This window comes from Polymorphospora sp. A560 (assembly GCF_045781765.1).
In the GTDB taxonomy this organism is placed as follows: domain Bacteria; phylum Actinomycetota; class Actinomycetes; order Mycobacteriales; family Micromonosporaceae; genus Polymorphospora; species Polymorphospora lycopeni.
The window spans coordinates 7,770,792-7,794,729 of sequence record NZ_CP122282.1 but is presented as its reverse complement, the minus strand read 5'-3'; the positions used below and the strand labels follow the sequence as shown (position 1 = coordinate 7,794,729).

Genomic DNA, 23,938 nt, shown 5'->3' with positions numbered 1-23,938 from the left:
CCGGCCGGCGTCGGCGCGCAGGGCGACCGCGCTGCTGGCGGCGAGCACCACCACCGGTACGTCGGCCGGCGGCCGGGGGACCGCCGGTTCGGCGGCCTCGACGACCAGGTGGGCGTTGGTGCCGCCGATGCCGAAGCTGCTCACCGCCGCCACCCTCGGCCGCCCGTCCGGCCAGGGGCGCGCCGTCGCGGGTACGTAGAACGGCGCCGGGTCGGGGCCGAGCCGTGGATTGAGGCGCCGGAAGTCGAGGTTCGGCGGAATCAGTCCATGATGGATGGACAGGACGGCGCGGACCAGGCCGACGACGCCGGCCGCCGCACCGAGGTGGCCGATCTGGCTCTTCACCGAGGTGAGCGCGCACCGGCCCGACTCGGCGAGGTCGTACGCCTGGCGCAGCGCGGCCACCTCGACCGGGTCACCCAACTCGGTGCCGGTGCCGTGCGCCTCGACGTAGCCCAGGTCGGCGCTGGACCGACCGCTGCGGCGCAGCGCGGCGCGGATCACCTCACGCTGCCCGGGGATCGACGGGGCGGTGTAGCCGAGCTTGTCGGCGCCGTCGTTGTTGACCGCCGATCCGGTGACCACCGCGTAGACGGTGTCGCCGTCGCGCCGGGCCAGCCGCAGCGGCTTGAGGACCACCACGCCGACCCCGCTGGCGCCGACGGTGCCGGCGGCGTCGTCGCTGAACGGCCGGCAGTGCCCGTCCGGCGAGAAGATGTGCTGCGGCCGGTAGCGGTAGCCGCCGGTCAGCAGCGGGTCGACCAGCACCCCGCCGACCAGCATCACGTCGCTGTCGCCCTGGCGCAGCAGGCCGGCGGCGACGTGTATGGCCACCAGCGAACTCGAGCAGGCCGCCTGCACGGTGAAGGCCGGCCCGGTCAGGCCCAGGTGGTAGGCGACCTTCGTCGCGAGGAAGTCCTTGTCGTGGTGCAGCGCCAACTGGAACTCGTCCGGCAGCCGGGCCGGGTCGCCCTCGCGCAGCATGGCCTGGAAGTACGTGTTCTCGCCGCAGCTCGCGAGCAGGCCGACCCGCTGCCCGGCCGGGTCGGCGATGCCGGCGTGCGCCAGCGCCTCGACACAGCTCATCAGCAGGTGCCGCTGCTGCGGGTCCATCAGCCGCGCGTCGGACCGGCTGATGCCGAAGTGCCCGGGGTCGAAGGCGAGCGGCCCGGCGAGCTGGCTGCGGGCCCCGACGAGGCCGTCGGCGGCGTCGAAGTGCTCGATCCCACGCTCGCCGGCCGCCACCATCGCCCAGAAGGCGGCCAGGTCGGCCGCGCCGGGCAGCCGTACGGCCATCCCGACGACCGCGACCGGCTCGTCCGCCGCCGGCCCGTTCACGGCGGCGACGGGTGCCGGCGCGGGCCCTCCCTCCAGGAACCGGGCCAGCCGACGGATGGTGACGTGCTCGAAGAGGTCGGGAATGGTCAGCGGCAACCCCTCGGCGACACACCGGAGGTGGAACCGCATCAGGCCGAGGCTGCCCGCGCCGCCGTCGAAGAAGCGCTGATCGGGACCGATGGACACCCCGATCACCTCCTCGAACAGCCCGGCCAGCCGCGCCTCCAGCGCCGACAGGACCGGCGCCGAGACCGGCCGCGCCCGCAACTCCTCGCCCGGCGCGGCCAGCGCCCGGCGGCGGTCCAGCTTGCCGCTGGCCGTACGCGGCAACTCGGGCAGGTACCGGAAGCGGTCGACGCGCACGTACGCGGGCAGCAGCCCGGCCAGGTGGTCGGCCAGTTCCTCCGCGCCAGGCGGGGCGGTCCGGCATTCCAGGCAGCCGACCAGGTGCTCGCCGTCGCGTACGACGACCGCGTTGACGACCGCCGGATGCCGCAGCAGCGCCGCCTCGACCTGCCCCAGTTCCAGCCGGTGGCCGCTCACCTTGACCTGCTGGTCGTCCCGGCCGAGATAGTGCAGCAGGCCGTCGCGGTCGAACCGGGCCTGGTCGCCACTGCGGAAGAAGTGGCCGAGGCCGGGCAGCTCGACGAACCGGGCCTCGTCGAGCGCCGGGTCGCCCAGGTAGCACGGCGCCACCAGCGGCCCACCGATCAGTAGCTGCCCGGGGCAGTCCGGCGGTACGACCTCGTCGGCCCCGTCGACGACCCGCAGCCACATGTTGGCGATCGGGCGCCCGATCGCCGGCCGGACCGGCCAGCCGGCCGGGTCACCGTCGAGGCACAGGCTGCTGACCACGTGTGTCTCGGTCGGCCCGTAGTGGTTGAACAGGCGGGCGCCGGGCAGCCCGGCGAACCAGCGCCGGATGCTGTCGGTGCACACCAGTTGCTCGCCGGCGGTGACCACCTCCCGCAGCCGCGCCGGGAACCGGCCGAGACGTACCCCGTGCTCGGCCAGGAGCTGCAACGCGACGTACGGCATGAAGATCCGCTCGATGCCGGCGCTGTCCAGGTGCTCCAGCAGCGCCGGCATGTCCTGCCGCCAGCCGCGTCGGGGCAGGTGCAGGGTGCCGCCGTCGCAGAGCGTGCCGAAGATCTCCTGGAAGGAGACGTCGAAGGAGAGCATCGAGAACTGGAGGGTGGCCGCCCGTCCGGCCAGGCCACCGGCCTCGACCTGCCACCGCAGCAGGTTGCACAGCATGGCGTCGCCGACCCGCACCCCCTTCGGCGTGCCGGTGGAGCCCGAGGTGAACAGCGTGTAGAGCGGCCGGCCGGCGTACGACGGCGCGGGTGGGGTGGCGGTGCGGGCCAGTACGACCGGGTGGCGGGCGTGGGCGCCCGCGTCGATGGCGTCGAGGGCGGCCTCGTCACCGGGTGCCAGCAGCACGCACAGCGGGTCGACCTGGGCGAGGATCTGGCGCAGCAACGCCGGCGGATACGCCCGGTCGAGCGGCACGATGGTGAGGTTGAGCCGGGCCAGCGCCAGCAGCGCCACCACGTGCTCGACCGACGGCTCGAAGAACAGCGCGACGGCCGCGTCCCCGGCGGGCGCCGGATACCGCTGCGCGAGTTCGGCGGCGAGACCGCCGGCATACCCGTCGAGTTCGGCATAGCTGAGCCGGCGGTCACCGGCGACGAGCGCCGTGGCCGCCGCGTCGGCGCGTACCCGCCGGGCGAAGCCCTCGGCCACCGTCACGTACGCCAGCTCGGCGGACTCGCCCCGGCCGGGTTCCGGCAGCCCGCCCCGGTGCGCCCGCACCAGGTCGGCCAGGGTGGACGTGCCGCCGCCGGCCAGCGCGTCGAGGCCCTGCCGGAAGAGGTCGACGAGCGCTGTCACGTCGGCCCCGTCGAAGTGGTCGCCGGCGTACTCCCACAGGCAGTCGAACCCGGCATCGTGCTCGACCACCGACAGGGTGAGCGGGCACTTGGTGCCGGCCGGGGCCAGCCACACCGGCCGGGCCACGCAGCCGGGCAGCGCCAGCGTGGAGAAGTCGGTGTTGTCGAGGACGAAGAGAAAGTCGAACAGCGGTGCGTCGGCGCCGAAGTCGTGGTCTTCGACGGCGTGCGCGAGCGCCACGTCCTGGGCGGCGAGCACCGGGCGCAGGGCGGCGGCCTGCCGCAGCAGTTGGGTGCGCAGTTCCTCGCGGGGCGCCAACGCCAGCGGCAGCAGCACGGTGTTGGCGAACATCCCGACGCTGGGCGCGAAGTCGCGCACCGGCCGGTTCGCGACCGGGCTGGCGACGCGTGGATGGGTCCGGCCGGTGACGCCGTACACGGCCCACGCGAAGCAGGCGAGCAGCAGATGGAAGCGGGTCAGCCCCAGCTCCGCGCCGACCCGGTCGAGCGCACTGCGGCGTACGGTGTCGACCGAGGTCTGGAGCAGGTGGTCGCCGGCCCCGTTCCGGAACGGTCGCAGCGGCGCGGCGACCTCGTCGATCCCGGCGTAGTGGTCCCGCAGCGCGGCCCGTCGCGCCAGATAGGCCGGCCGGGCGAACCAGTCGGCCTGCCAGACGGCGTAGTCGAGCGGCGTCGGCACGTCCGTCCCGGTGTCGACGCTCGTGCCGGTGTCGGCGTCCGTCGCAGCTTCGGCCGACGGTCCGGCCCCCGGCGATGGGTCGGCCAGCGCTGCCGCGTAGTCGGCGGACAGGGAGCCGAACAGCACGTCGAGCGACCAGCCGTCGACGGCGATGTGGTGCAGGTGCAGCAACAGCGTCCCGCCGTCGTCGCCGGGCAGCCAGTACGCCCGCAGCATCCGCGGCCGCGCCAGGTCGAACGGTACGGCGAACAGCGCCCGCGCCCGATCCTGCCAGCCGTCGTCCGGCTCCGGCCCGGGGGCGGCCCACGGGTCGTAGGGGGCGCCGACCTCCTGGAGCAGTCCCTCGGGCGCGGCCCGGAACCCGGTCCGCAGCGCCGGATGGCGGACCACCGCCCGCCGCAGCGCCTGCCGCAGCGCCGCGACGTCGACCCGGCCGCGCAGCTCGAACGCCAACCCGACGTGATAGGCCCCGGACCCCGGCGACCGCTGCTGCAGCAGCCACAGCCGCTGCTGCTCGGAGGTGGCCGGCGCCGACCGCGCACGGGCGGGGGCGGCCGGCACCGGATACGGCGAACCGGCCACGCCCCGGGCCGCGTCGATCGCGGCGGCCAGCTCCGCGAAGTCGCCGCCCAGGACCGTCGCCTGCGACAGTTCCCCACCCCAGCGCCGCTGGACCTCGAAGCGCAGCCGCAGCGCCTTCAGCGAATCGCCGCCGCTGGCGATCCACCGGTCGCCCGGCCGCAGGTCCGGTACGCCCAGCACCTCGCCGGCCAGCGCCAGCACCTCGGCCTGCCACGCCGTCGCGGGCGTACCGTCGTCGTCGCCCCGCCACGGCGGATCGTCGCGGCCCAGCAGCGCGTCCTGGTCCACCTTGCCGTTCGCGTTCAGCGGCAGGGCGTCGACCAGATGGATCCGGTGCGGCCGCATGTACGCCGGCAGCGCCGCCGCCAGATGCCGATCCAGATCCACGAAGGACAGATCGGGACCGGCCACCAGATAGGCCAGCAGCTCGTTCACCCCGAGCGGCCCGCGCCGGGTGCACACGTACGCCTGGCGGACCGCCGGATGGGTGACGATCTGCCGTTCGACCTCGCCCGGCTCGACCCGGAAACCACGGACCTTGACCTGCCGGTCGACCCGGCCGACGTATTCGATCCGGCCGGCGGTGTCCTGCCGCACCAGGTCGCCGGTGCGGTAGTACCGTTCCACCGACTCGTCCAGCCACGGCAGCCGGACGAACCTGCCGGCCGTCTCCGCCGGCAGGTTGCGGTAGCCGGCCGCCAGCGCCTCGCCACCGAGATACAGCTCGGCGACCTCGCCCGGCCCGGCGACCCGGCCACCGTCGACCACCAGCAGCGCGTCGGTGCCCGGCAGCACTCCACCGATCGGCACCACCTCCCCGGCGAAGTCGCGCGGGATCGGATGGCACAGGGCGAACGTCGTCGCCTCCGTCGGGCCGTACACGTTGAACAGCCGGGTGCCGCTGGCCGCGTTGGCGTCGTACCAGCGGCGGATCAGCCGCGCGTTGAGCTGCTCGCCGCCGACCAGCACCTGACCGACCCCGGCGAAGCAGTCCGGCACCCGATCGACCACCGCGTTGAACAGCGCCACCGTGATGAACGCCGTGTCCACCCGCTCGGCCCGCAGCGCGGCGGCCAGCAGGTGCGGCGTCGCCACCGTCTCGTCGCCGAGGACCACGCAGCGGCCGCCGGTCAGCAGCGGCACCCAGACCTCGAAACTCAACGCGTCGAACGCCGGGTTCGACATGCAGGCGTACCGGGCCGCCGGCGGCAGCTCGATGTAGCCCGGCCGGGCCAGCCGCAGGATGCCGGCGTCGCGTACCTCGACGCCCTTCGGCCGACCGGTGGTGCCCGAGGTGTAGAAGAGGAACGCGACCGGTGCGGGCGCCACCTCCGGCGGCGGCTCCCCACCGGCGCGCAACAGCCCGTCGACCGGCAGCGGCCGTACGCCGTCGGGCAGGTCGCCGGCTCCGTCGGAACCGTGGACCAGGGCGGTGACCGCCGCGTCGAGCAGCATGTGGCGCTGCCGATCGGGCGGACTCTGCCGGTCCAGCGGCACCACCGTCGCGCCCAGCCGCAGGATGCCGAGCATCGCGCAGACGAGCTGCCAGGAACGGGGGAGCCGGACCGCGACCGCCTGCCCGGGGCGTACCCCGGCGGCCCGCAGCGACCGGGCGACGGCGGCACTCCCGGCGTCCAGGTCGGCGTACCGTAGCCGCCGGTCGCCGTCGGACACCGCGACCGCGTCCGGCGTACGGCGCGCCTGGGCGAGCACCGCGCGGGCGAGGCCGGGCTCCATCACGCCTCCCGTACGGCTTGCCGGGCCGGAATCCGGTCTAGTTCGTCGCGCAGCAGGCCGGCCACCCGGAGCACCTCCGCGCTCTCCAGGATGTCCCAGTGGTCGCAGTGCACCTGCTCCAGCCGGAAGTCGGCGCCGCGCCGCCGCCAGAAGCCGCGTACCTCGGCCAGGAAGTCCTCGCCGCGCCCGGCGGTCGCCTGCAGAAGCACCAACCGGGCCGGCGACGGCAGCGTCGGATAGTCACGCATGGTGGTGCGGTTGTGGTTGTAGATCCGGTGGTACTGGTCGATCTGCCGGTCGTCGATCCCCGGATACATCCCGTTGAACTTGATCAGCTTGTCCCGGAACTCGGCCATGTCCACCGGCTCGATCGCGGCCCGATGGGCCGGGTCGTCCGTGCCGAGGGTGTCCAGCAGGACCACGCTCAGCCCGGGATGCCCGGCCAGCGCCAGCCGCCGGCCCATCTCGTACGCCACCAGCCCGCCGTACGACAGTCCGGTGAGGACGACCGGCCCGGACAGCAACGGCTCGACCTGGCGCAGATATGCCTCGGCCATCGCCTCGACCGTCGGCAGGAACTCCTCGCCCGGGTTCACCCCCGGCGACTGGATGCCGTACACGCCGACCGACTCGGGCAGGGCCTTGGCCAGCGACAGGTAGCAGAACGCGGTGCCGCCGGCCGGGTGCACGCAGATCACCCGGGCGCCGCCGTCGCCGGCCCGGAACTCGATCAGGTTGCTCGGCGGCCTACCCGACGTGCCCCGCCGCAGCCGGCCGCCCAGTGCCTCGATCGTCGGGTGCAGCATGATCTCGTGCACCGGCAGCGGCACGCCGAACTCCTCGCCGACGGCGTGTGCCAGCTTGATCGCCGAGATCGAGGTGCCGCCGATGTCGAAGAACGAGTCGCTGATGCCGATGTCCGGCTGGAGCAGCAGCCGCTTCCAGATCTGGTAGAGCGTCAGCTCGATCTGGTCGCGCGGGCTGGCCAGGTTGACCTGCCACGGCATGTTCACCCGCGCGAGCCGCAGCAGTTCGGCCCGGTCGAGTTTTCCGTTGGCGGTCTGCGGCAGGTGCGGCAGCTCCACGAACTGCGCCGGGATCATGTAGCCGGGCAGCCGTCGCGACAGTGCCGCCCGCCACTCGCTGTGCAGCAGCGGCGTCGCCTCGCCGCGGCCGACCCCGGCCACCAGCCGTGGCTCGCCGGCCGCGTCCCGGTCGACCAGCACCACCGCCTCGTGTACGTCGGGCCGGTCGAGCAGCGCCGCCTCGATCTCGCCCAGCTCGATCCGGAATCCCCGCAGCTTGACCTGGTTGTCCCGCCGGCCGAGGTATTCGATGTCACCGTCGGGCAGGAAACGGGCCAGGTCACCGGTGCGGTAGACGCGTTCGCCGGGCACGAACGGGTCGGCCACGAACCGGTCGGCGGTCAGCGCCGGCCGGCCCAGATAGCCGCGGGCGAGTCCGGCACCGCCGATGTAGATCTCGCCGGTCACCCCGACCGGCACCGGTTCCAGCCGCTCGTCCAGCAGGTAGACGCGGGTGTTGGCCAGCGGCCGGCCGATCGGGCACTGCCGTGCCAGCGGCCGCGGGCCGAGGTAGGCGGTGCTGTAGACGGCGGTCTCGGTCGGCCCGTACCCGTTGAGCACCCGCAGGCCGGGCAGGACCTCCTGGATCCGGTGCAGGCCCTGCTCCGGCAGCGGCTCCACGCCGACCAGGAGCTGCCGCAGCGCCAGCCCGGCCAGCCGGGCCGGGTCCTCGTCGAGCCACCGGACGAAGGCCGGCGGCAGGTATGCCTGCACCACCCGGTGCTCGCGCAGCCAGCCCATCAGCGCGGCCGGATCGGCCCGCACCTCCTCCGGTACGAGGTGCAGGGCACCACCGGTGGTCAGCGGCAGGAAGATCTCCTGCACCGAGACGTCGAAGCCGATGCTCGACCACAGTGCCGCCGCCTCGCCGGGTACGGCGCCCAGCCGCGACACCCAGTGGTCGAGGAGATTGGCGATGCTGCCGTGGGCGACCGCGACCCCCTTCGGCCGACCGGTGGAACCGGACGTGTAGATCACGTACGCCAGGTCGGCGGCATGCGGGGCGACGCCGGGCGGCGCGTCCGACCGCCCCTCCGCCTCGACCGAGACGATGTCCTCGACCGTGATGCCCTCGGCCGCGATGCCGGTCCCGGAACCGGCCCCGGCACCGTCGGCGAGCACCAGCACCGGTGCCGCGTCGTCGACCATGCCGGCCAGCCGGGCCGGCGGCAGGGTCGGGTCCAGCGGCAGATAGGCGGCGCCGGCCTTCAGGATGCCCAGGATCGCGACGACCAGTTCGACGCCGCGCCCCGCGTGCAGGCCGACGACCTGGTCGGCACGTACGCCCCGGGCGATCAGCGCGTGCGCCAGCCGGTTCGACCGCCGGTCCAGCGTGCCGTAGTCGAGCCGCCCGCCGGCACCGGCCGCGGCGAGCCGGTCCGGGTGCCGCCGCGCCCGCTCCCCGAACCGCTCAACCAGGCTGGACACGGTCACGGGCCGCCCGGTGCGGTTCCAGTCGACCACCTGCCGCCGGCGCTCGGCCGGCCCGAGCAGGCGCAGCGCACCCACCGGCACCGACGGGTCGGCGGCCACCTGCCCGAGCAGGCGTACGAAATGGTCGGCCATCCGGGCGACCGTCGCCGCGTCGAACAGGTCGGTGTTGTATTCGAAGGTGAGATGCAGCCCGTCGGCCTGTTCGGCCGCCTCGACCGACAGGTCGAACTTCGCCGCGCCGGTGCTGCTCGCCAGCGGCCGCAGCGCCAGATCCGGCAGGTCCACCTGCCCGCGCGGGATGTTCTGCAACACCAGCATCACCTGGAACAGCGGCGAGTAGCTGGTGTGCCGCTCCGGTTTCAGCGCGTCCACCAGCTGCTCGAACGGCAGGTCCGGATGGGCGTACGCGTCGAGCAGGTGCCGGCGTACGTCGGCCAGCAACGCCGCGAACGGCTGCCCCGGGGCCAGCCGGTTACGGATCACCACGGTGTTGATGAAGTGGCCGATCAGGCCCTCGACCGCACGGTGGTTGCGGTTGGCGAACGGGGTTCCGACGCAGACGTCGTCCTGGCCGCTGTAACGCCACAGCAGCACCGACAGGGTGGCCATCAGCGTCATGAACAGCGTCGCGTCGCCGGCCCGGCCGACATCCCGCAGGCCGTGGAGCACGTCGGCACCGACCACGACGCCGTGACAGTCGCCGCGATACCGCTGCACCGCCGGCCGGGGCCGGTCGGTCGGCAGCGCCAGCAGGGCCGGCGCCCCGGCCAGGGTCCGGGTCCAGTAGCCGAGCTGGCGCTCCAGTTCGCCACCGGCCAGGTGCCGGCGCTGCCACAGCGCGTAGTCCGGGTACTGGATCGGCAGCTCCGCCAGCGGGCTCGCCGCGCCCCGCGCGTACGCCCCGTAGAGCGTGGTCACCTCGCCGATCAGGATGCCGATCGACCAGCCGTCGGCCACCGTGTGGTGCACGTTGAGCAGCCAGCGGTGCTCGTCGTCGGCGAGCCGGAGCAGGCTGCTGCGCAGCAGCGGCCCGGTGGCCAGGTCGAACGGTGCCCGCGCGTCGGCTTCGACGGCCTCGTCGGCCCGCCGTCGCCGTTCCGGGTCGGGCAGCCCGCCGAGGTCGGTGACCGGCAGGGCGACCGGGCCGGCCGGGCGTACGACCTGGCAGGGTTCGCCGTCGACGTCCGCGAAGACGGTGCGCAGCGCCTCGTGCCGGCGGACCACCTCGGTCAGCGCCCGGGCCAGCGCCGCCACGTCCAGCGCGCCGGTGATGTCGAAGGCCACCGGGTTGTTGTAGAACGGGTTGCCGGGCGAGAGCTGGTCGAGGAACCACAGTTGGCGCTGGGCGTACGCGAGCGGCAGCGGCGCGTCCGACACCGGCCGGCGCGGGATCGTCTCCGGATCGGAGCCGGTCAGGATCGCGATCAGCTGTTCCTTGTGGAGCTTCAGCTCGGCCAGCAACTCCGGGGTGAGCACGTCACGCGGCGCCTGCAGACGCAGCCGGTCGCCGTCGACCAACAACCCGACGGAGTGCCGGTTGAGCGTGTCGAGCAACTCGAAGGCGTTCATATCTCGACCGTGATGGTGTCGGTGGACCCGGCGTCGGCCGGGCGTTGCCCGGGAATGCCGGGGGCGGGGCGGGTGCCGCCGACCAGCGAATAGACCAGCCGGTGCGACGTGTCCAGGTCGAACAGCGCGGCCAGCTCGTCGGTCTCCAGCGAGCCGATCCCGCACAGGCCGAGACCGTGGTCGGCGGCGGCCATCGTCAGCAGTTGGGCCATCGCACCCGCCTCGATGTTGCAGAAGGCCACGCTCTGCTCCGGGTAGAGCGGGTCGATCGCGGCCCGCTGCGCCACCAGGAACAGCGCGAACGCGGCGGACTCGAAGACCGGCCGGTTGACGAAGTAGTCGTAGGCGTCCGGGCTCAGCTCGCGCTCACCACCGAGCGCGACCAGCCGGTGCGTCGCCGGATCGTGGTAGTACGCCCCGCCCGGCACCCCGGTGATCCGGCCCGGCTTGACGTAGAGATACGTCTGCACCGGGTAGGTGCCGCCGGCCGAGCCGTACTGGAACTTCGCCCGGCCGTCCACCTGCCGCTGCGCCAGCGCGGCCAGGAGCAGGCCCAGCGCGTGCGCCGGCACCGGGTCCGCGCCGAAGCGGCGCACCGAGCGGTAGTCGGTGTAGCGGCGGGCGAATGCCGGGTCGGCCGGCGCGGCCAGCGCCACCTGCCCGGTGGCCGGCGGGAAGACCCGTCGGCCCTCGCCACGCGCCTTGAACTCGGCGCGGGCGGCCGGGTCGTCGACCACCGCCCGCTGCGCCCGCGCGACGACGGCCCGCTGGGCGACGTGCTCGCGATACATGCCGAGCAGGTCGGCCAGGGTGGGCTGGCGCATCAGCCGGGCCAGCTTCGGCCGGAAGCCCAGCTCGCCGGAGAGCGCGTTGGCGATCCGTACGATGTCGATCGACGTGGCGCCGAGCAGCAGCAGGTTGGCGTCCGGCGCGACGACCGGCACGTCGAGGATCTCGGTGACGATCTTCACCAGGCGGTCCTCGGCCGGGTCGTCGAGCACCAGCGCCGCGACCACGGGCACCGCCGACGGCCGGGGGTCAGGCAGTTGGCCCCGGTCGACCTTGCCGTTGGCCGACAGCGGCAACGCGTCGAGGAACGTGAACGACGCCGGCACCATGTACGCCGGCACCCGCCGCTCCAGGTGCTCGACCAGGACGGCGGCGTCGAGGGCGACGCCGTCGGGCACCACGTACGCGGCCAGCCGCTTGTCGGCCTGCGCCGCGCCGATCAGCCGCAGCGCCGCGGCGCGTACGCCCGGATGGCTCTCCAGCGCCGACTCGATCTCGCCCAGCTCGACCCGGTAGCCGTTGACCTTGACCTGGTCGTCCTCCCGGCCGAGGAACTCGATCGAGCCGTCCGGTCGCAGCCGCCCCAGGTCACCGGTGCGGTAGAGCCGCTCACCGGTGACCGGATGGACCACGAAGCTGGCCGCGGTCGCCGCCTCGTCCCGCCAGTACCCCCGCGCCAGACCGATCCCACCGATGTAGAGGTGGCCGACGGCCCAGGTCGGCCGGGTACGCAGCGCCTCGTCGAGCACGTAGAACCGCTGGTTGGCCAGCGCCCGGCCGTACGGGATGCTGCGCCAGGCCGGGTCGACCTCGCCGATCGGGTGGTGGATCGACCAGATCGACGCCTCGGTGGCGCCGCCGAGACTGTGCACGTCGACGTCGGGCAGCAGCGCCCGCAGCCGCCCCGGCAGCGGGAGCGGAATCCAGTCACCGGACAGCATCACCAGGCGCAGCGACGGCGGCGGCGGGTGACCGCCCTCGGCGTGGTCGACCAGCATCCCGGCCAGGGCCGGCACCGAGTTCCAGACGCTGACCCGGTGCGTCCACGCCAGCTCCGACCAGTGCACCGGGTCGCGGGCCAGCTCGGGATCGAGCGTCACGACCGCCGCACCGGCGGCGAGCGTGCCGAAGATGTCGAAGACGGAGAGGTCGAAGCTGAGCGCGGAGACGGCCAGCACCCGGTCGGCCGGCCCGACACCGAAGCGCCCGTTGACGTCGAGCAGGGTGTTGACCGCGCCCCGGTGGTCGATCATCACGCCCTTCGGGGTGCCGGTGGAGCCGGACGTGTAGATCACGTACGCCAGGTCGGTGTCGGCCACCGCGACCGGCCGCGGCTCCGGGCCGCCGGCACCGACCGTGGCCGCGTCGACCACCAGCTGCCCGACACCGTCGGGTACGGCGACCGGGGCCGGACCCACCAGGGCCAGTTCCGCCCCGGCCCGCTCCAGCACCCGGGCCACCCGCTCCGCCGGCCAGTCCGGATCGACCGGCAGGTAGGCACCGCCGGCGTAGAGCACCGCCAGGGTGGCGACGACCTGCTCCCAGCCCCGGTCGAGCAGCACCGCGACGAGCTGCCCGGGACGTACGCCCCGGTCCTGCAGGCGACCGGCGAGCCGCCGCGCCTCGGTGCGCAGCGTCGCGTAGTCCAGCCGCCGGTCCGGGGCCAGCACGGCGGGCGCGGCCGGGGTCGCCAGCGCCTGCCGGTCGAACAGCTCGTGCATCAGCGGACCCGGGGCCGGCAGCGCGGCCGGTGCCGGCGGCGCCACCGGGCCGTCCACCGTGGTGTGCCAGGCGGCGGCGTCCGTGAGCCGGTCGAGCAGCGTCCGGTAGGCGGCGAACATCTCGGCGACCAGCCCGGCGGGGAACAGCTCGTCGATGCTGTCCCAGTTGAAGTGCAGCCGCCCGCCGGCCTCCAGGACCGTGTGGTCGATCCAGACCTGCGGCGTCTGGGTGATGCCGTGGACGACCTCACCGTTCAGCGCCGCCGGCAGACCGCTGTCACCGGACTCGGGCGCCAGCTCGCTCAGCGTGCTGTTGAAGACGACCGGCAGCGCGGCGTGCCGCGTCCCCCGGGCCCGCGCGAGTTCCCGGTTGACCCGTACGCCGCTGACCGCGGCGTGGTCGATGTCCTGCCACAACTGCTCCTGCACCGCGCGGGCCCGGGTCACGAAGTCGACCCCGGCCGGCACGTCGACCTCCACCAGCACCAGCGAGGTGAAGTCGCCGATCACCGCGTTGATGCCCGGATGCAGCGGCAGCCGGTTGAACAGCGGCAGGCTCAGCGTGAACCGGGACTGCCGGCTCCACCTGGCCAGCACCTGCGCGAACGCGGTCAGCAGCAGCACCGACGGGGTCACCCCGTAGCGGCCGGCCGCCGCCTTGAGCCGGCCCCACTGCTCGGCCGGCAGCACCTCGTCGTACCGGGTGAAACGCGGCCGCTCGACGCTCTCCGGCTGGCGTTCCAGCGGCAGCCCGGGCGCCGGCGCCAGCGTGCCGACCCGCTCCCGCCAGTAGGCGAGCGCCCGGTCGTAACGCGGCGTCCGGCGCAGCGCCCGCTCGGCCAGCACGTAGTCGCGGAAGCTCACCGTGAGCGGCGGCAGGTCGGCGTCCGGGTCGGCGTAGAGCAACCCCAGCTCGTGCTCCAGGATCTGCCCGCTGGCCGCGTCGACGATCAGCGCGTCGATGCTGACGTGCAGCCGCGCCTCCCCGTCGAGCAGCGTCAGCGCGAACTCGAACAGCGGCCACCGGCCGGCGTCGAGCAACTGGTGCGACATCCGCTCCCGGATCTCGGCCAGCCGCCGCCCGACGGTCTCCGGATCGAGCCCGCGCAGGTCGTGCCGGGCCATCGGGTACGACGGCACGGTCGCCAGGACCCGCTGGGTGCCGTCGTGGAAGACCGCCCGCAGCATGTCGTGCCGGGCGATCAGCCGGTCCAGCGCACGCCTGAAGCGCTCCTCGTCGAACTCGCGCAGCCGCAACTCGCTGTAGCCGTGCGCGCCGACCCCACCGAGCTCGATCGTCGACTCGCGGCCGACCCAGTACGCCTCCTGGATGTCGGTGAGCGGAAACGGTTCGTGCCGGCCGGCCGGGTCGGGGGTGAGCGCCGGCAGGTCGACGACGGCGGGCGGGTCGTGCCGCGCCAGTTCGGCCACGAGGTCGGCCAGGACCGGCTTCTGGAAAAGAGTGCGCAGCGACAGTCCCGCCGCCATCCGCTGGTTCACGGCGTGGACGAGCCGGGTCGCCAGGAGCGAGTGCCCGCCCAGCGCGAAGAAGTTGTCGTACGCCCCGACCCGGTCGCGGCGCAGCACCTCGGCCCAGATTTCGGCCATCCGGGCTTCCCGGTCGTCGCGCGGCGCGACGTAGGCGGTCGCGTCGTCCGCCTGCTCCGGGGCGCGCAGCGCCCGCCGGTCGAGCTTGCCGTTCGCGGTCAGCGGCAACCGGTCCAGCACCACCCACCGGGTCGGCACCAGATGCCCGGGCAACCGCCGGCGCAGGTGGTCGCGGGCCACCTCGGCGGTGACCTCGCCGGCCAGGTAGCCGACCAGGTGCGGGTCACCGGGCGAGTCCTCGCGCAGCAGCACCGCCGCCTCGCGTACGCCCGGCACGTCCCGCAGCGCGCTCTCGATCTCGCCCGGCTCGACCCGGAACCCACGTACCTTCACCTGGTCGTCGGCCCGCCCGGCGAACTCGATGGCGCCGTCGGCGCGCCGACGGACCAGGTCACCGCTGCGGTACATCCGCTCGCCCGGCCCGGCGAACGGGTCGGGATGGAACCGGGTCGCCGTCAGGCCGGACCGGTCGAGGTAGCCGCGCGCCAGGCCGGTGCCGCCGATGTACAGCTCGCCGAGCACGCCGTCCGGCACCGGTTCGAGCCGCCCGTCGAGCACGTAGAGCCGGGCGCCCGCGATCGGGCGGCCGATCGGCGGCAGCGCCGGCCAGCTCGCCGCGTCGGCGGTGGCCAGCGCGAACTGGCTGACCACGTGGGTCTCGGTGGGCCCGTACTGGTTGTAGAGGTAATCGCCGCCGAGCCCGACCAGCAGGGCCCGGACGTCGTCGTTGACCCGCAATGCCTCACCGGCGGTCACGATCTCGCAGCCCGGCGTGAGCGGGGCGACCGCCCCGGTGAGTCCGGCCATCTGGTGCAGCACCGCCGCCGGCAGGAACGCCCGCCGGACGCCCCGCTCGGCGATGAACCGGCGCAACCCGCCGAGGTCGCGACCGCGCTCCTCGTCCATCAGCACCAGCTCGCCGCCGTGGCACAGGGTGCTCCAGATCTCCTGGAACGACACGTCGAAGCTGATCGAGGCGAACTGCAGCACCCGCTCCGGTGCCGGGCTGCCCGGGGCCGCGAAACGCAACTGCCAGTCGACCAGGTTGTCGAGGCACCGCCAGGTCTGCGCCACCCCCTTCGGCTGACCGGTGGAGCCGGACGTGTAGATCACGTAGGCGAGGTGGTCGGGTCCGGCCGCCGGCTCCGGGGCGCCGGTCGGGTGCCCGGCCCAGCGCGACCGGTCGGCGTGGAGGTCGATTGCGGGCGGCGCGCCGGGGAGGTCGGCGACGGCAGCGGTGTCGCCGGCGGTCAGCAGCAGGACCGGGGCGCTGTCGCGCAGCATGTACGCCAGCCGCTCGGCCGGGTAACCCGGGTCCAGCGGCACGTACGCGCCACCGGCCCGGAGGATCGCGACCAACGCCACGACCAGCTCCGGTGAGCGGCGCAGGCAGACCGCGACCAGCGAGTCCGGACCGACTCCCCGCTCCCGCAGGTGGTGGGCGAGCTGGTTGGCGCGGCGGTCCAGTTCGGCGTAGCGCAGCGATCCGCCCTCGAACGAGACCGCCACGGCGTCGGGGGCGGTGCCGACCCGGCTGTCGAACCGGGCCCGGATGTCCCGCTCGACCGGCGACGTACGGGCCTGGCGCAGCACCCGCTCCCGGTCCCGCTCGTCGAGCAGGGTCAGTTCGGCCACCGGGCGTTCGGGGTGGTCGGCCATCTGGGTCAGGACCCGGTGCAGGTAGCGGGTGTATCGGTGGGCGGTGTCGGTGTCGAACAGTGCGGTGGCGTATTCGAGGCTGCCGGTGATCCGGCCGCCCTGCTCGGCCAGGGCGAGGACCAGGTCGAACTTGGCGCTCGTGTACGGGAACGGCAGCGCGGTGACCTCGATGCCGGGCAGCGCCAGCTCGCCGTCCTCGTTGTTCTGCCAGGCGAACATCACCTGGAACAGCGGCGCGTGGGCGAGGCTGCGGGTGGGGTTGACGAGTTCGACGACCTGTTCGAAGGGGAGGTCCTGGTGTTCGAGGGTGGTGAGGGAGAGGTCGCGGACGCGGTCGAGGAGTTGGGTGGTGGTGGGGTTGCCGGTGAGGTCGACGCGTAGGGCGAGGGTGTTGACGAAGAAGCCGATGAGGTCTTCGAGCTCGGCGCGGCGTCGGTTGGCGGTGGGGGTGCCGATGACCAGGTCGGTCTGGCCGGAGAGCCGGGACAGCACGATCGCCCAGCCGGTCAGCAGGGTCATGAACAGCGACCCGCCGTGCCGGGCACCGAGCGCCTTGAGGGCCGCCGTCAGGTCGGCGTCGAGGTCCAGCGCCAACTGGGCGCCGACGTGGTCCTGTTCGGCCGGCCGGGGGCGGTCGGTGGGGAGTTCGAGCAGGGCCGGCGCGTCGGCGAGGGCCTGTCGCCAGTAGGTCTCCTGCCGGGCGAGTACGCCGTCGGCGAGCCACTGCCGCTGCCAGGCGGCGTAGTCGGCGTACTGGATCGGCAGCGGCGGCAGCGGATCGGTGTCACCTCCGTGGAACGCGGTGTAGAGAACGCCGAGTTCCCGGGTGAGCACCCCCATCGACCAGCCGTCGGAGACGATGTGGTGCATCGTCAGCAGCAGCACGTGCCGGTCGGGGGCGAGCACGACCAGCCGGCCCCGGATCAGCGGCCCGGCCGCCAGGTCGAACGGTGTGGCGGCCTCGGCGGCCTGGAGTTCGGCCAGCCTGGCGACCGCTTCGGGGTGGCCGGTGAGGTCGTCGACGTGCAGGGTGAAGCCGGTGCCGGGCGGGTCGATGTGCTGGTGGGCGTCGGCGCCGTCGGCCACGATCCGGGTGCGTAGCACCTCGTGCCGGGCGACGAGCGCGTCGAGGGCCGCGGTGAGCGCCGACCGGTCGAGCCAGCCGTCGAGCCGCAACGCCATCGGCATGTGGTACGCCGGACCGACCCCGCCGAGGCGTTCGAGGAACCACAACCGCTGCTGCGCGAACGACAGCGTCAACGCACCGCCACGGTCGACCGGACGGACCGGCGGCAGCACGTCGCGGCCGTCCGGCGTCATCCGCTCCACGAAGGCGGCCAGCACCGGGGCCGCGAACAGCGCCGCCGGGGAAACCTCCCGCCCCAACGCCTGCCGGATCTTCGACACCAGCCGCATGGCGAGCAGCGAGTGGCCGCCCAGCGCGAAGAAGTCGTCGTACCGGCCGACCCGCTCGATGCCCAGCACGTCGGCCCAGACCGCGGCGACCACCGTCTCCAGCAGGCCGACCGGCTCGACGTACCCACGCTGGCCGAACGCCTCCCCGTCCGGCGCCGGCAGCGCCGCCCGGTCGACCTTGCCGTTCGGCGTCAGCGGCCACGCCGCCAGCCGGACGAACGCCGCCGGCACCATGTAGTCCGGCAACTCGGCCGCCAGCCGGTCGCGCAGCACCCTGGCGCTCGGCGGCTGCCCGCCGCCACTCAGGTGGTAGGCGATGAGCCGCTGGTGGCCGCTGCTGTCCGGGCGGGCGACGACGACCGCCTCCCGTACGCCCGGACAGCCGGCCAACCGCGCCTCGATCTCGCCGAGCTCGACCCGGAAGCCACGGACCTTCACCTGGAAGTCGTCGCGGCCGAGGAATTCCAACTGCCCGTCCGGCAGCCGGCGGCCCAGGTCACCGGTGCGGTAGAGCCGGTCACCGGGCATGAACGGGCTGACACCGAAGCGCTGCGCGGTCAGCTCGGGCCGGTTCAGGTAGCCCCGCGCCACCCCCGCGCCACCGATGTGGATCTCGCCGACCACCCCGGCCGGCACCGGCTCGCCGGCCGCGTCCAGGAGATAGACCCGTACGTTCGGCAGCGGCCGGCCGATCGGCAGGCAGGTCAGCGCGGCGACGTCGGCCACGTCGGCCGGAAGCGGGTAGCAGGTGCTGTCGACGGCTGCCTCGGTCACCCCGTACGCGTTGACGATCCGCACCCGCGGCCCGCACAACGCCCGCAGTTGTACGGCGTTCGCCGCCGTCCACGCGTCGGAGCCGCAGACCACCGTCTCCAGGCCGGCGAGGCTGCCGCCGACACTGTCCAGATAGCCCATCAGCGGGTTGAGCACCGCCGGCACGAAGTCGGCGAAGTCCACGTCGTGCCGACGCAGCAGGGCGTACAGGCCGGGGCTGTCCAGCAGCAGCGGGCGCGGGCAGAGCACCAGCCGACCACCGAAGCCCAGGGCACGCACCACGTCGGCGGTGAACACGTCGAAGGAGAAGCTGGCCATCTGCAGGTGCACCAGGCCGGGACGCAGGTCGAAGAGCCGTTCCCAGGCGGCGGCGACGGCCACCAGCTGACCGTGCTCCACCATGACCCCGTTGGCGGCGCCGGAGGTGCCCGAGGTGTAGATGACGTACGCCAGGTGGTGCGCCGCCAGGCCGTCGACGACCGGGACGGTCACCGGCAGGTCCGCCCAGCCGGCCGCGTCGGCGTCGAGGTCGACGACCGGAACGTCCACACCGGACAGCGCGGCGCCCAGCCGGTCCCGGGCCGCACCGTGGGTCAACGCCACGACCGGCGTGGCGTCCCGCAGCATGTGGGTCAGCCTCTCGACCGGGTATGCCGGGTCCAGCGGAAGGTAGGCGCCGCCCGCCTTGAGCACCGCCAGCAGTGCGACCACCGTGTCGAGCGAGCGTTCGAGACAGATCGCCACCAGCCGGTCCGGCCCGACCCCGCGGTCACGCAGGTGGTGTGCCAACCGGTTGGCGCGCGCGTCGAGTTCGCCGTACGTCAGCTCGTGGTCGTCGAGGACCAGGGCGACCGCGTCCGGGTTCCGCGCCGCCCGCGCCTCGAAGAGATGGTGCAGGAGCCGCTGCGGCGGATACGGCACCGCCGTCTCGTTGCCGTCGGCGAGCAGCCGGTTCCGCTCGGCGGGCGGCAGCACGTCGAGCCGGTCCACCGCCGCGTCGGGCGCCCTTTCCAGCGTTTCGACCAGGGTCTCCAGCGCCCGTTCGACCATGGCGCAGACCCGGTCGGCGGCGACCTCGGCGGTGGCGGCGACCGTCAGGATGAAGTCGTCACCGAGGTCGTCGACGTCGAGCGCCAGCGGGTAGTTGCCGCGCTCCTCGGCGGCCAGGTAGGTGAAGATGTCGGCGCCGGCCGCCGGCGTGGTGTCCGGTTTCGCCAGCACCTCCGCGTGCCGGTAGTTGAGCAGGGCGGTGAACAGCGGAGCCGGCGGCGCGACCCCGCTGCACGACTGCGCGAGCGCCAGCGGCGCGTGCTCGTGCCGGATCAGCTCGGTCAGTGCCCCGTGGGTACGCAGCACGCAGTCCGCGGCGCCGGTGTCGGCGAGCGTCACCCGCAGCGGAAGCGTGTTGATGAACGGGCCGAGCACCCGGTCGCTGCCGGCGCCGCCCTGCATCCGGCCGAACAGCACGGTGCCGAACACCACGTCCTGCCGGCCGCTGGCCCGGGCCAGCACCTGCCCCCAGGCGACGTGGAAGAGGCTGGTCACGCTGACCTGCAGGGCCTGGGCCCGGGCCCGCAACCGCACCGCCAACTCCGCGTCGACGCGTACCCGGGCGTCGCGCATGGTGCGGCCGTCGCCGTGGATGTCCAGCAGGCCGAACGGCGCGGTAGGCGCGTCGACGGTGCCGAGCATCCCGCGGAAGAAGCTCTCCTGCTCGATCCGGTCCACCCCGCGCCGGATCCGGGCCACGAAGTCGCGGAACGGCAGCGGCGCCGGCAACCGGTCGCCCAGCCCGGCCAGGTGCGCCCGGATCTCGGCGTTGAGCTGCTTGAGCGAGGTGTTGTCGTCGATGATGTGGTGGATCAGTTCGAGCGCCAGCCACCTGCCGTCGCGCGGATCGCGGGCGACCAGCAGCCGCACCAGCGGCGCCTCGTGCAGCGACAGCCGGCCGTACCGCCGGTCGAAGTGCTCGCGCAGCTCCCGGCCCGGGTCGTCGCCCGCCGGGTCGAGTTCGATCTCCTCCACCGGCAGGGTCACCCGGCGCCACACCACCTGCACCGGCTCGTTGATCCCCTGCCACACCACCGCCGTACGCAGGATGTCGTGCCGGGCGACCACGGCCTCCAGCGCGGCCCGGTAACGGTCCAGCCGCTCCCGGTCGGCGAAGGCGATGAGGCTGGTGACCAGGTACGGGTCGCCGTCGCGGGCCATCAGGTGGTGGAACAGGATCCCTTCCTGCATCGGGGCCAGCGGGTACACGTCCTGCACGTTCGGCGCCCCGCCGGGCACCGTGGCCACGATCGTGTCGATCTCCGACTGGGTCAGGTCGACCAGCGGCAGCAGGTCCGGCGTGATCCGGGCACAGCCGTCCGGGATCAGGTTGGGCGGCACCTCGACCTGGCCCGGCCCGGCCCCGACGGCGGCGGCCAGGTCGGTCAGGACCGGCGCCCCGAAGAGCACCCGTACGTCGGCGTCCATGCCCTGCCGGCGCATCCGCTCCAGCACCCGCAGCGCCAGCAGCGAGTGCCCGCCCAGCGCGAAGAAGTTGTCGTGCCGGCCGACCCGTTCGATGCCCAGCACCTCGGCCCAGATCCCGGCCAGCGCGATCTCCGTCGCGCCGACCGGCTCGGCGTAGTCGCGGGAGGCGAACGCCAGCCCGTCGGGTGCGGGCAGCGCCTTGCGGTCGAGCTTGCCGTTGGCGGTCAGCGGCCACTCGGCGATCCGCACGTACGCGGCCGGGACCATGTGTTCCGGCAGGACCCCGGACAGCCGGGTACGCAGCGCGTCGGCGGTCAGCTTGCGTACCGAGGCGGTGTAGTAGCCGACCAGCCGCGTTTCGCCCGTCGCGTCCGTCGTGGCCAGCACCACCGCCTCGCGTACGCCCGGAGTGGCGGCGAGCTGTGACTCGATCTCGCCCAGTTCGATCCGGAAGCCACGGATCTTCACCTGGAAGTCGTTGCGGCCGATGTATTCCAGGCTGCCGTCGGCCCGGTGCCGGACCAGGTCACCGGTCTTGTAGAGCCGGTCGCCGGCCTCGAACGGGCTGTCGAGGAAGCGTTCCGCGGTCAGCTCGGGGCGGTTGAGGTAGCCGCGCGCGACCCCCGCCCCGCCGACGTGCAGTTCGCCGACGACGCCGTGCGGCACCGGTTCGAGCCGCTCGTCGAGCACGTAGAGCCGCAGGTCGCCGATTGGTCCGCCGATCGGGCTGACTCCCGGCCGGTCGGCGTCGGCCGCCGTCAGCGGCCGGTACGTCACGTGCACCGTGGTCTCGGTGATGCCGTACATGTTGACCAGTTCGGCGCGCCCGTTGCGGGGGTCGGCGTACCACGGCCGCAGCATCGCCGGGTCCAGCGCCTCGCCGCCGAAGACCACCGTACGCAGCGCGTGCGACCGGCCCGTCTCGGCCTGTGCCGCGATCAGGCTGCGGAACGCGCTCGGGGTCTGGTTGAGGACGGTGACGCCCTCGTCGCAGAGCAGCCGGTAGAAGTCGGCGGGCGAGCGGCTGGTCAGCCGGGGGACGACCACCAGCCGGCCGCCGTGCAGCAGCGCACCCCAGATCTCCCAGACGGAGAAGTCGAACGCGAAGGAGTGGAAGAGGCTCCACACGTCGGACGGGCCGAAGCCGAACCAGTGCGCGGTGGCCGAGAACAGCCGTACGACGTTGGCGTGCTCGACCATGACGCCCTTGGGCCGGCCGGTCGAGCCGGAGGTGTAGATGACGTACGCGAGGTTGCCCGGGGTGAGGTCGACGGCCGGATCGGTGCACGGACGGTCCGCCCAGGCGGCGGGGTCGTCGAGGTCGATCACCGGCGCGGACGTCACGCCGTCGAGCACGGTCCGGGTCGCCGCGTGGGCGAGGACGACCGCCGGCGCGCTGTCGCCCAGCACGTACGCCAGCCGGTCGGCGGGATAGCCGGGGTCGAGTGGCACGTACGCGCCGCCGGCCTTGAGGACGGCAAGCAGGCCGACGATCATCTCGGTCGAGCGTTCCACGCAGATCGCCACCGGCTGGTCCGGACCGACGCCGTGGGCGCGCAGGTGGTGGGCGAGCTGGTTGGCGCGGCTGTTCAGCTCGCCGTAGCGCAGCGATTCGCCCTCGAACGAGACCGCCACCGCGTCGGGGGTGGCGGCGGCCTGCTCCTCGAACAGCCCGTGGACCGTCCGGCCGGCCGGATAGGCGGTCGCGTCGGCGTACGCGGCGAGCAGTTGGTGGCGCTCGTCCGGGTCGAGCAGGGTCAGCTCGGCCACCGGGCGTTCGGGGTGGTCGGCCATCTGGGTCAGGACCCGGTGCAGGTAGCGGGTGTATCGGTGGGCGGTGTCGGTGTCGAACAGTGCGGTGGCGTATTCGAGGCTGCCGGTGATCCGGCCGTCCTCTTCGGCCAGCGACAGCGTGAGGTCGAACTTGGCGCCGGCCCAGGGGGAGTGCAGGGTGGTGACCTCGATGCCGGCCAGGTCGAGGTCGTCCTCCTCGTTGTTCTGCCAGGCGAACATCACCTGGAACAGCGGTGTGTAGGCGAGGCTGCGGGTGGGGTTGACGAGTTCGACGACCTGTTCGAAGGGGAGGTCCTGGTGTTCGAGGGTGGTGAGGGAGAGGTCGCGTACGCGGTCGAGGAGTTGGGTGACGGTGGGGTTGCCGGTGAGGTCGACGCGTAGGGCGAGGGTGTTGACGAAGAAGCCGATGAGGTCTTCGAGTTCGGCACGGCGTCGGTTGGCGGTGGGGGTGCCGATGACCAGGTCGGTCTGGCCGGAGAGCCGGGAGAGCACGATCGCCCAGCCGGTCAGCAGGGTCATGAACAGGGTGCCGCCGTGGCGGGCGCCGAGTTCGTCGAGCCGGTTGGTGAGTCCGGCGTCGAGTTCGACCGTGACCTGCGCCCCGGCGTGGTCCTGTTCGGCCGGCCGGGGGCGGTCGGTGGGGAGTTCGAGCAGGGCCGGCGCGTCGGCCAGGGCCTGTCGCCAGTAGGTCTCCTGCCGGGCGAGTACGCCGTCGGCGAGCCACTGCCGCTGCCAGGCGGCGTAGTCGGCGTACTGGATCGGCAGCGGCGGCAGCGGATCGGGCTCGTTGTCGTGGAAGGCGGCGTAGAGGGTGCCGAGTTCGTTGGTGAGCACGCCCTGCGACCAGCCGTCGGAGACGATGTGGTGCATCGTCAGCAGCAGCACGTGCCGGTCGGGGGCGAGCACGACCAGCCGGCCCCGGATCAGCGGCCCGGTGGTCAGGTCGAACGGGGCGTTGGTCTCGGCTTCCTGCAACTCGGCCAGGCGGGCCGACGCGTCAGGCAGGCCGGTGAGGTCGTCGACGTGCAGGGTGAAGCCGGTGTCGGGCGGGTCGATGTGCTGGTGGGCGTCGGCGCCGTCGGCCACGATCCGGGTGCGTAGCACCTCGTGCCGGGCGACGAGCGCGTCGAGGGCCGCGGCGAGGGCCTTGCGGTCGAGTTGGCCGTCGAGCCGCAACGCCATCGGCATGTGGTACGCCGGACCGACCCCGCCGAGGCGTTCGAGGAACCACAACCGCTGCTGCGCGAACGACAACCGCAGGGGACCGGAGCGGTCCGGCAGGGGCTCGATCTCGGTGGGGGGACGTGTCGTCCGGACCTGATCGGGAGCCGAATCACGGAACCGCTGATCGTCCGGCAACAT

Annotated in this window: 3 protein-coding genes (1 of these 3 running past the window's edge); all 3 read right to left on the bottom strand. The window is 73.6% G+C overall.

The window, feature by feature from the left end; genetic code table 11:
* Tightly spaced (each overlapping or abutting the next), the 3 genes in view from QCD66_RS35040 to QCD66_RS35030 form a layout consistent with a single transcriptional unit that may run on beyond the window.
* Nucleotides 1-6,249, bottom strand: partial view of an amino acid adenylation domain-containing protein gene (locus QCD66_RS35040; protein ID WP_407566941.1) — the 5' portion only. 2,922 nt of this gene lie to the left of the window's left edge; 6,249 of the gene's 9,171 nt are visible here — the first part of the coding sequence; the start codon lies at nt 6,247-6,249; its stop codon lies off the left edge, out of view.
* Nucleotides 6,249-10,337, bottom strand: coding sequence for an amino acid adenylation domain-containing protein (locus QCD66_RS35035; RefSeq protein WP_375733181.1), 4,089 nt, complete (start codon nt 10,335-10,337; stop codon nt 6,249-6,251). The genes QCD66_RS35040 and QCD66_RS35035 overlap by 1 nt, the downstream gene beginning before the upstream one ends.
* Nucleotides 10,334-23,938, bottom strand: a complete 13,605-nt coding sequence (locus tag QCD66_RS35030) for an amino acid adenylation domain-containing protein (protein WP_375733182.1) — start codon at nt 23,936-23,938, stop codon at nt 10,334-10,336. The genes QCD66_RS35035 and QCD66_RS35030 overlap by 4 nt, the downstream gene beginning before the upstream one ends.

Excerpts from the sequence above, each read along its gene's own strand:
- QCD66_RS35035 (WP_375733181.1), bottom strand. The coding sequence starts at position 10,337 with ATGAACGCCTTCGAGTTGCTCGACACGCTCAACCGGCACTCCGTCGGG.
- QCD66_RS35030 (WP_375733182.1), bottom strand. The coding sequence starts at position 23,938 with ATGTTGCCGGACGATCAGCGGTTCCGTGATTCGGCTCCCGATCAGGTC.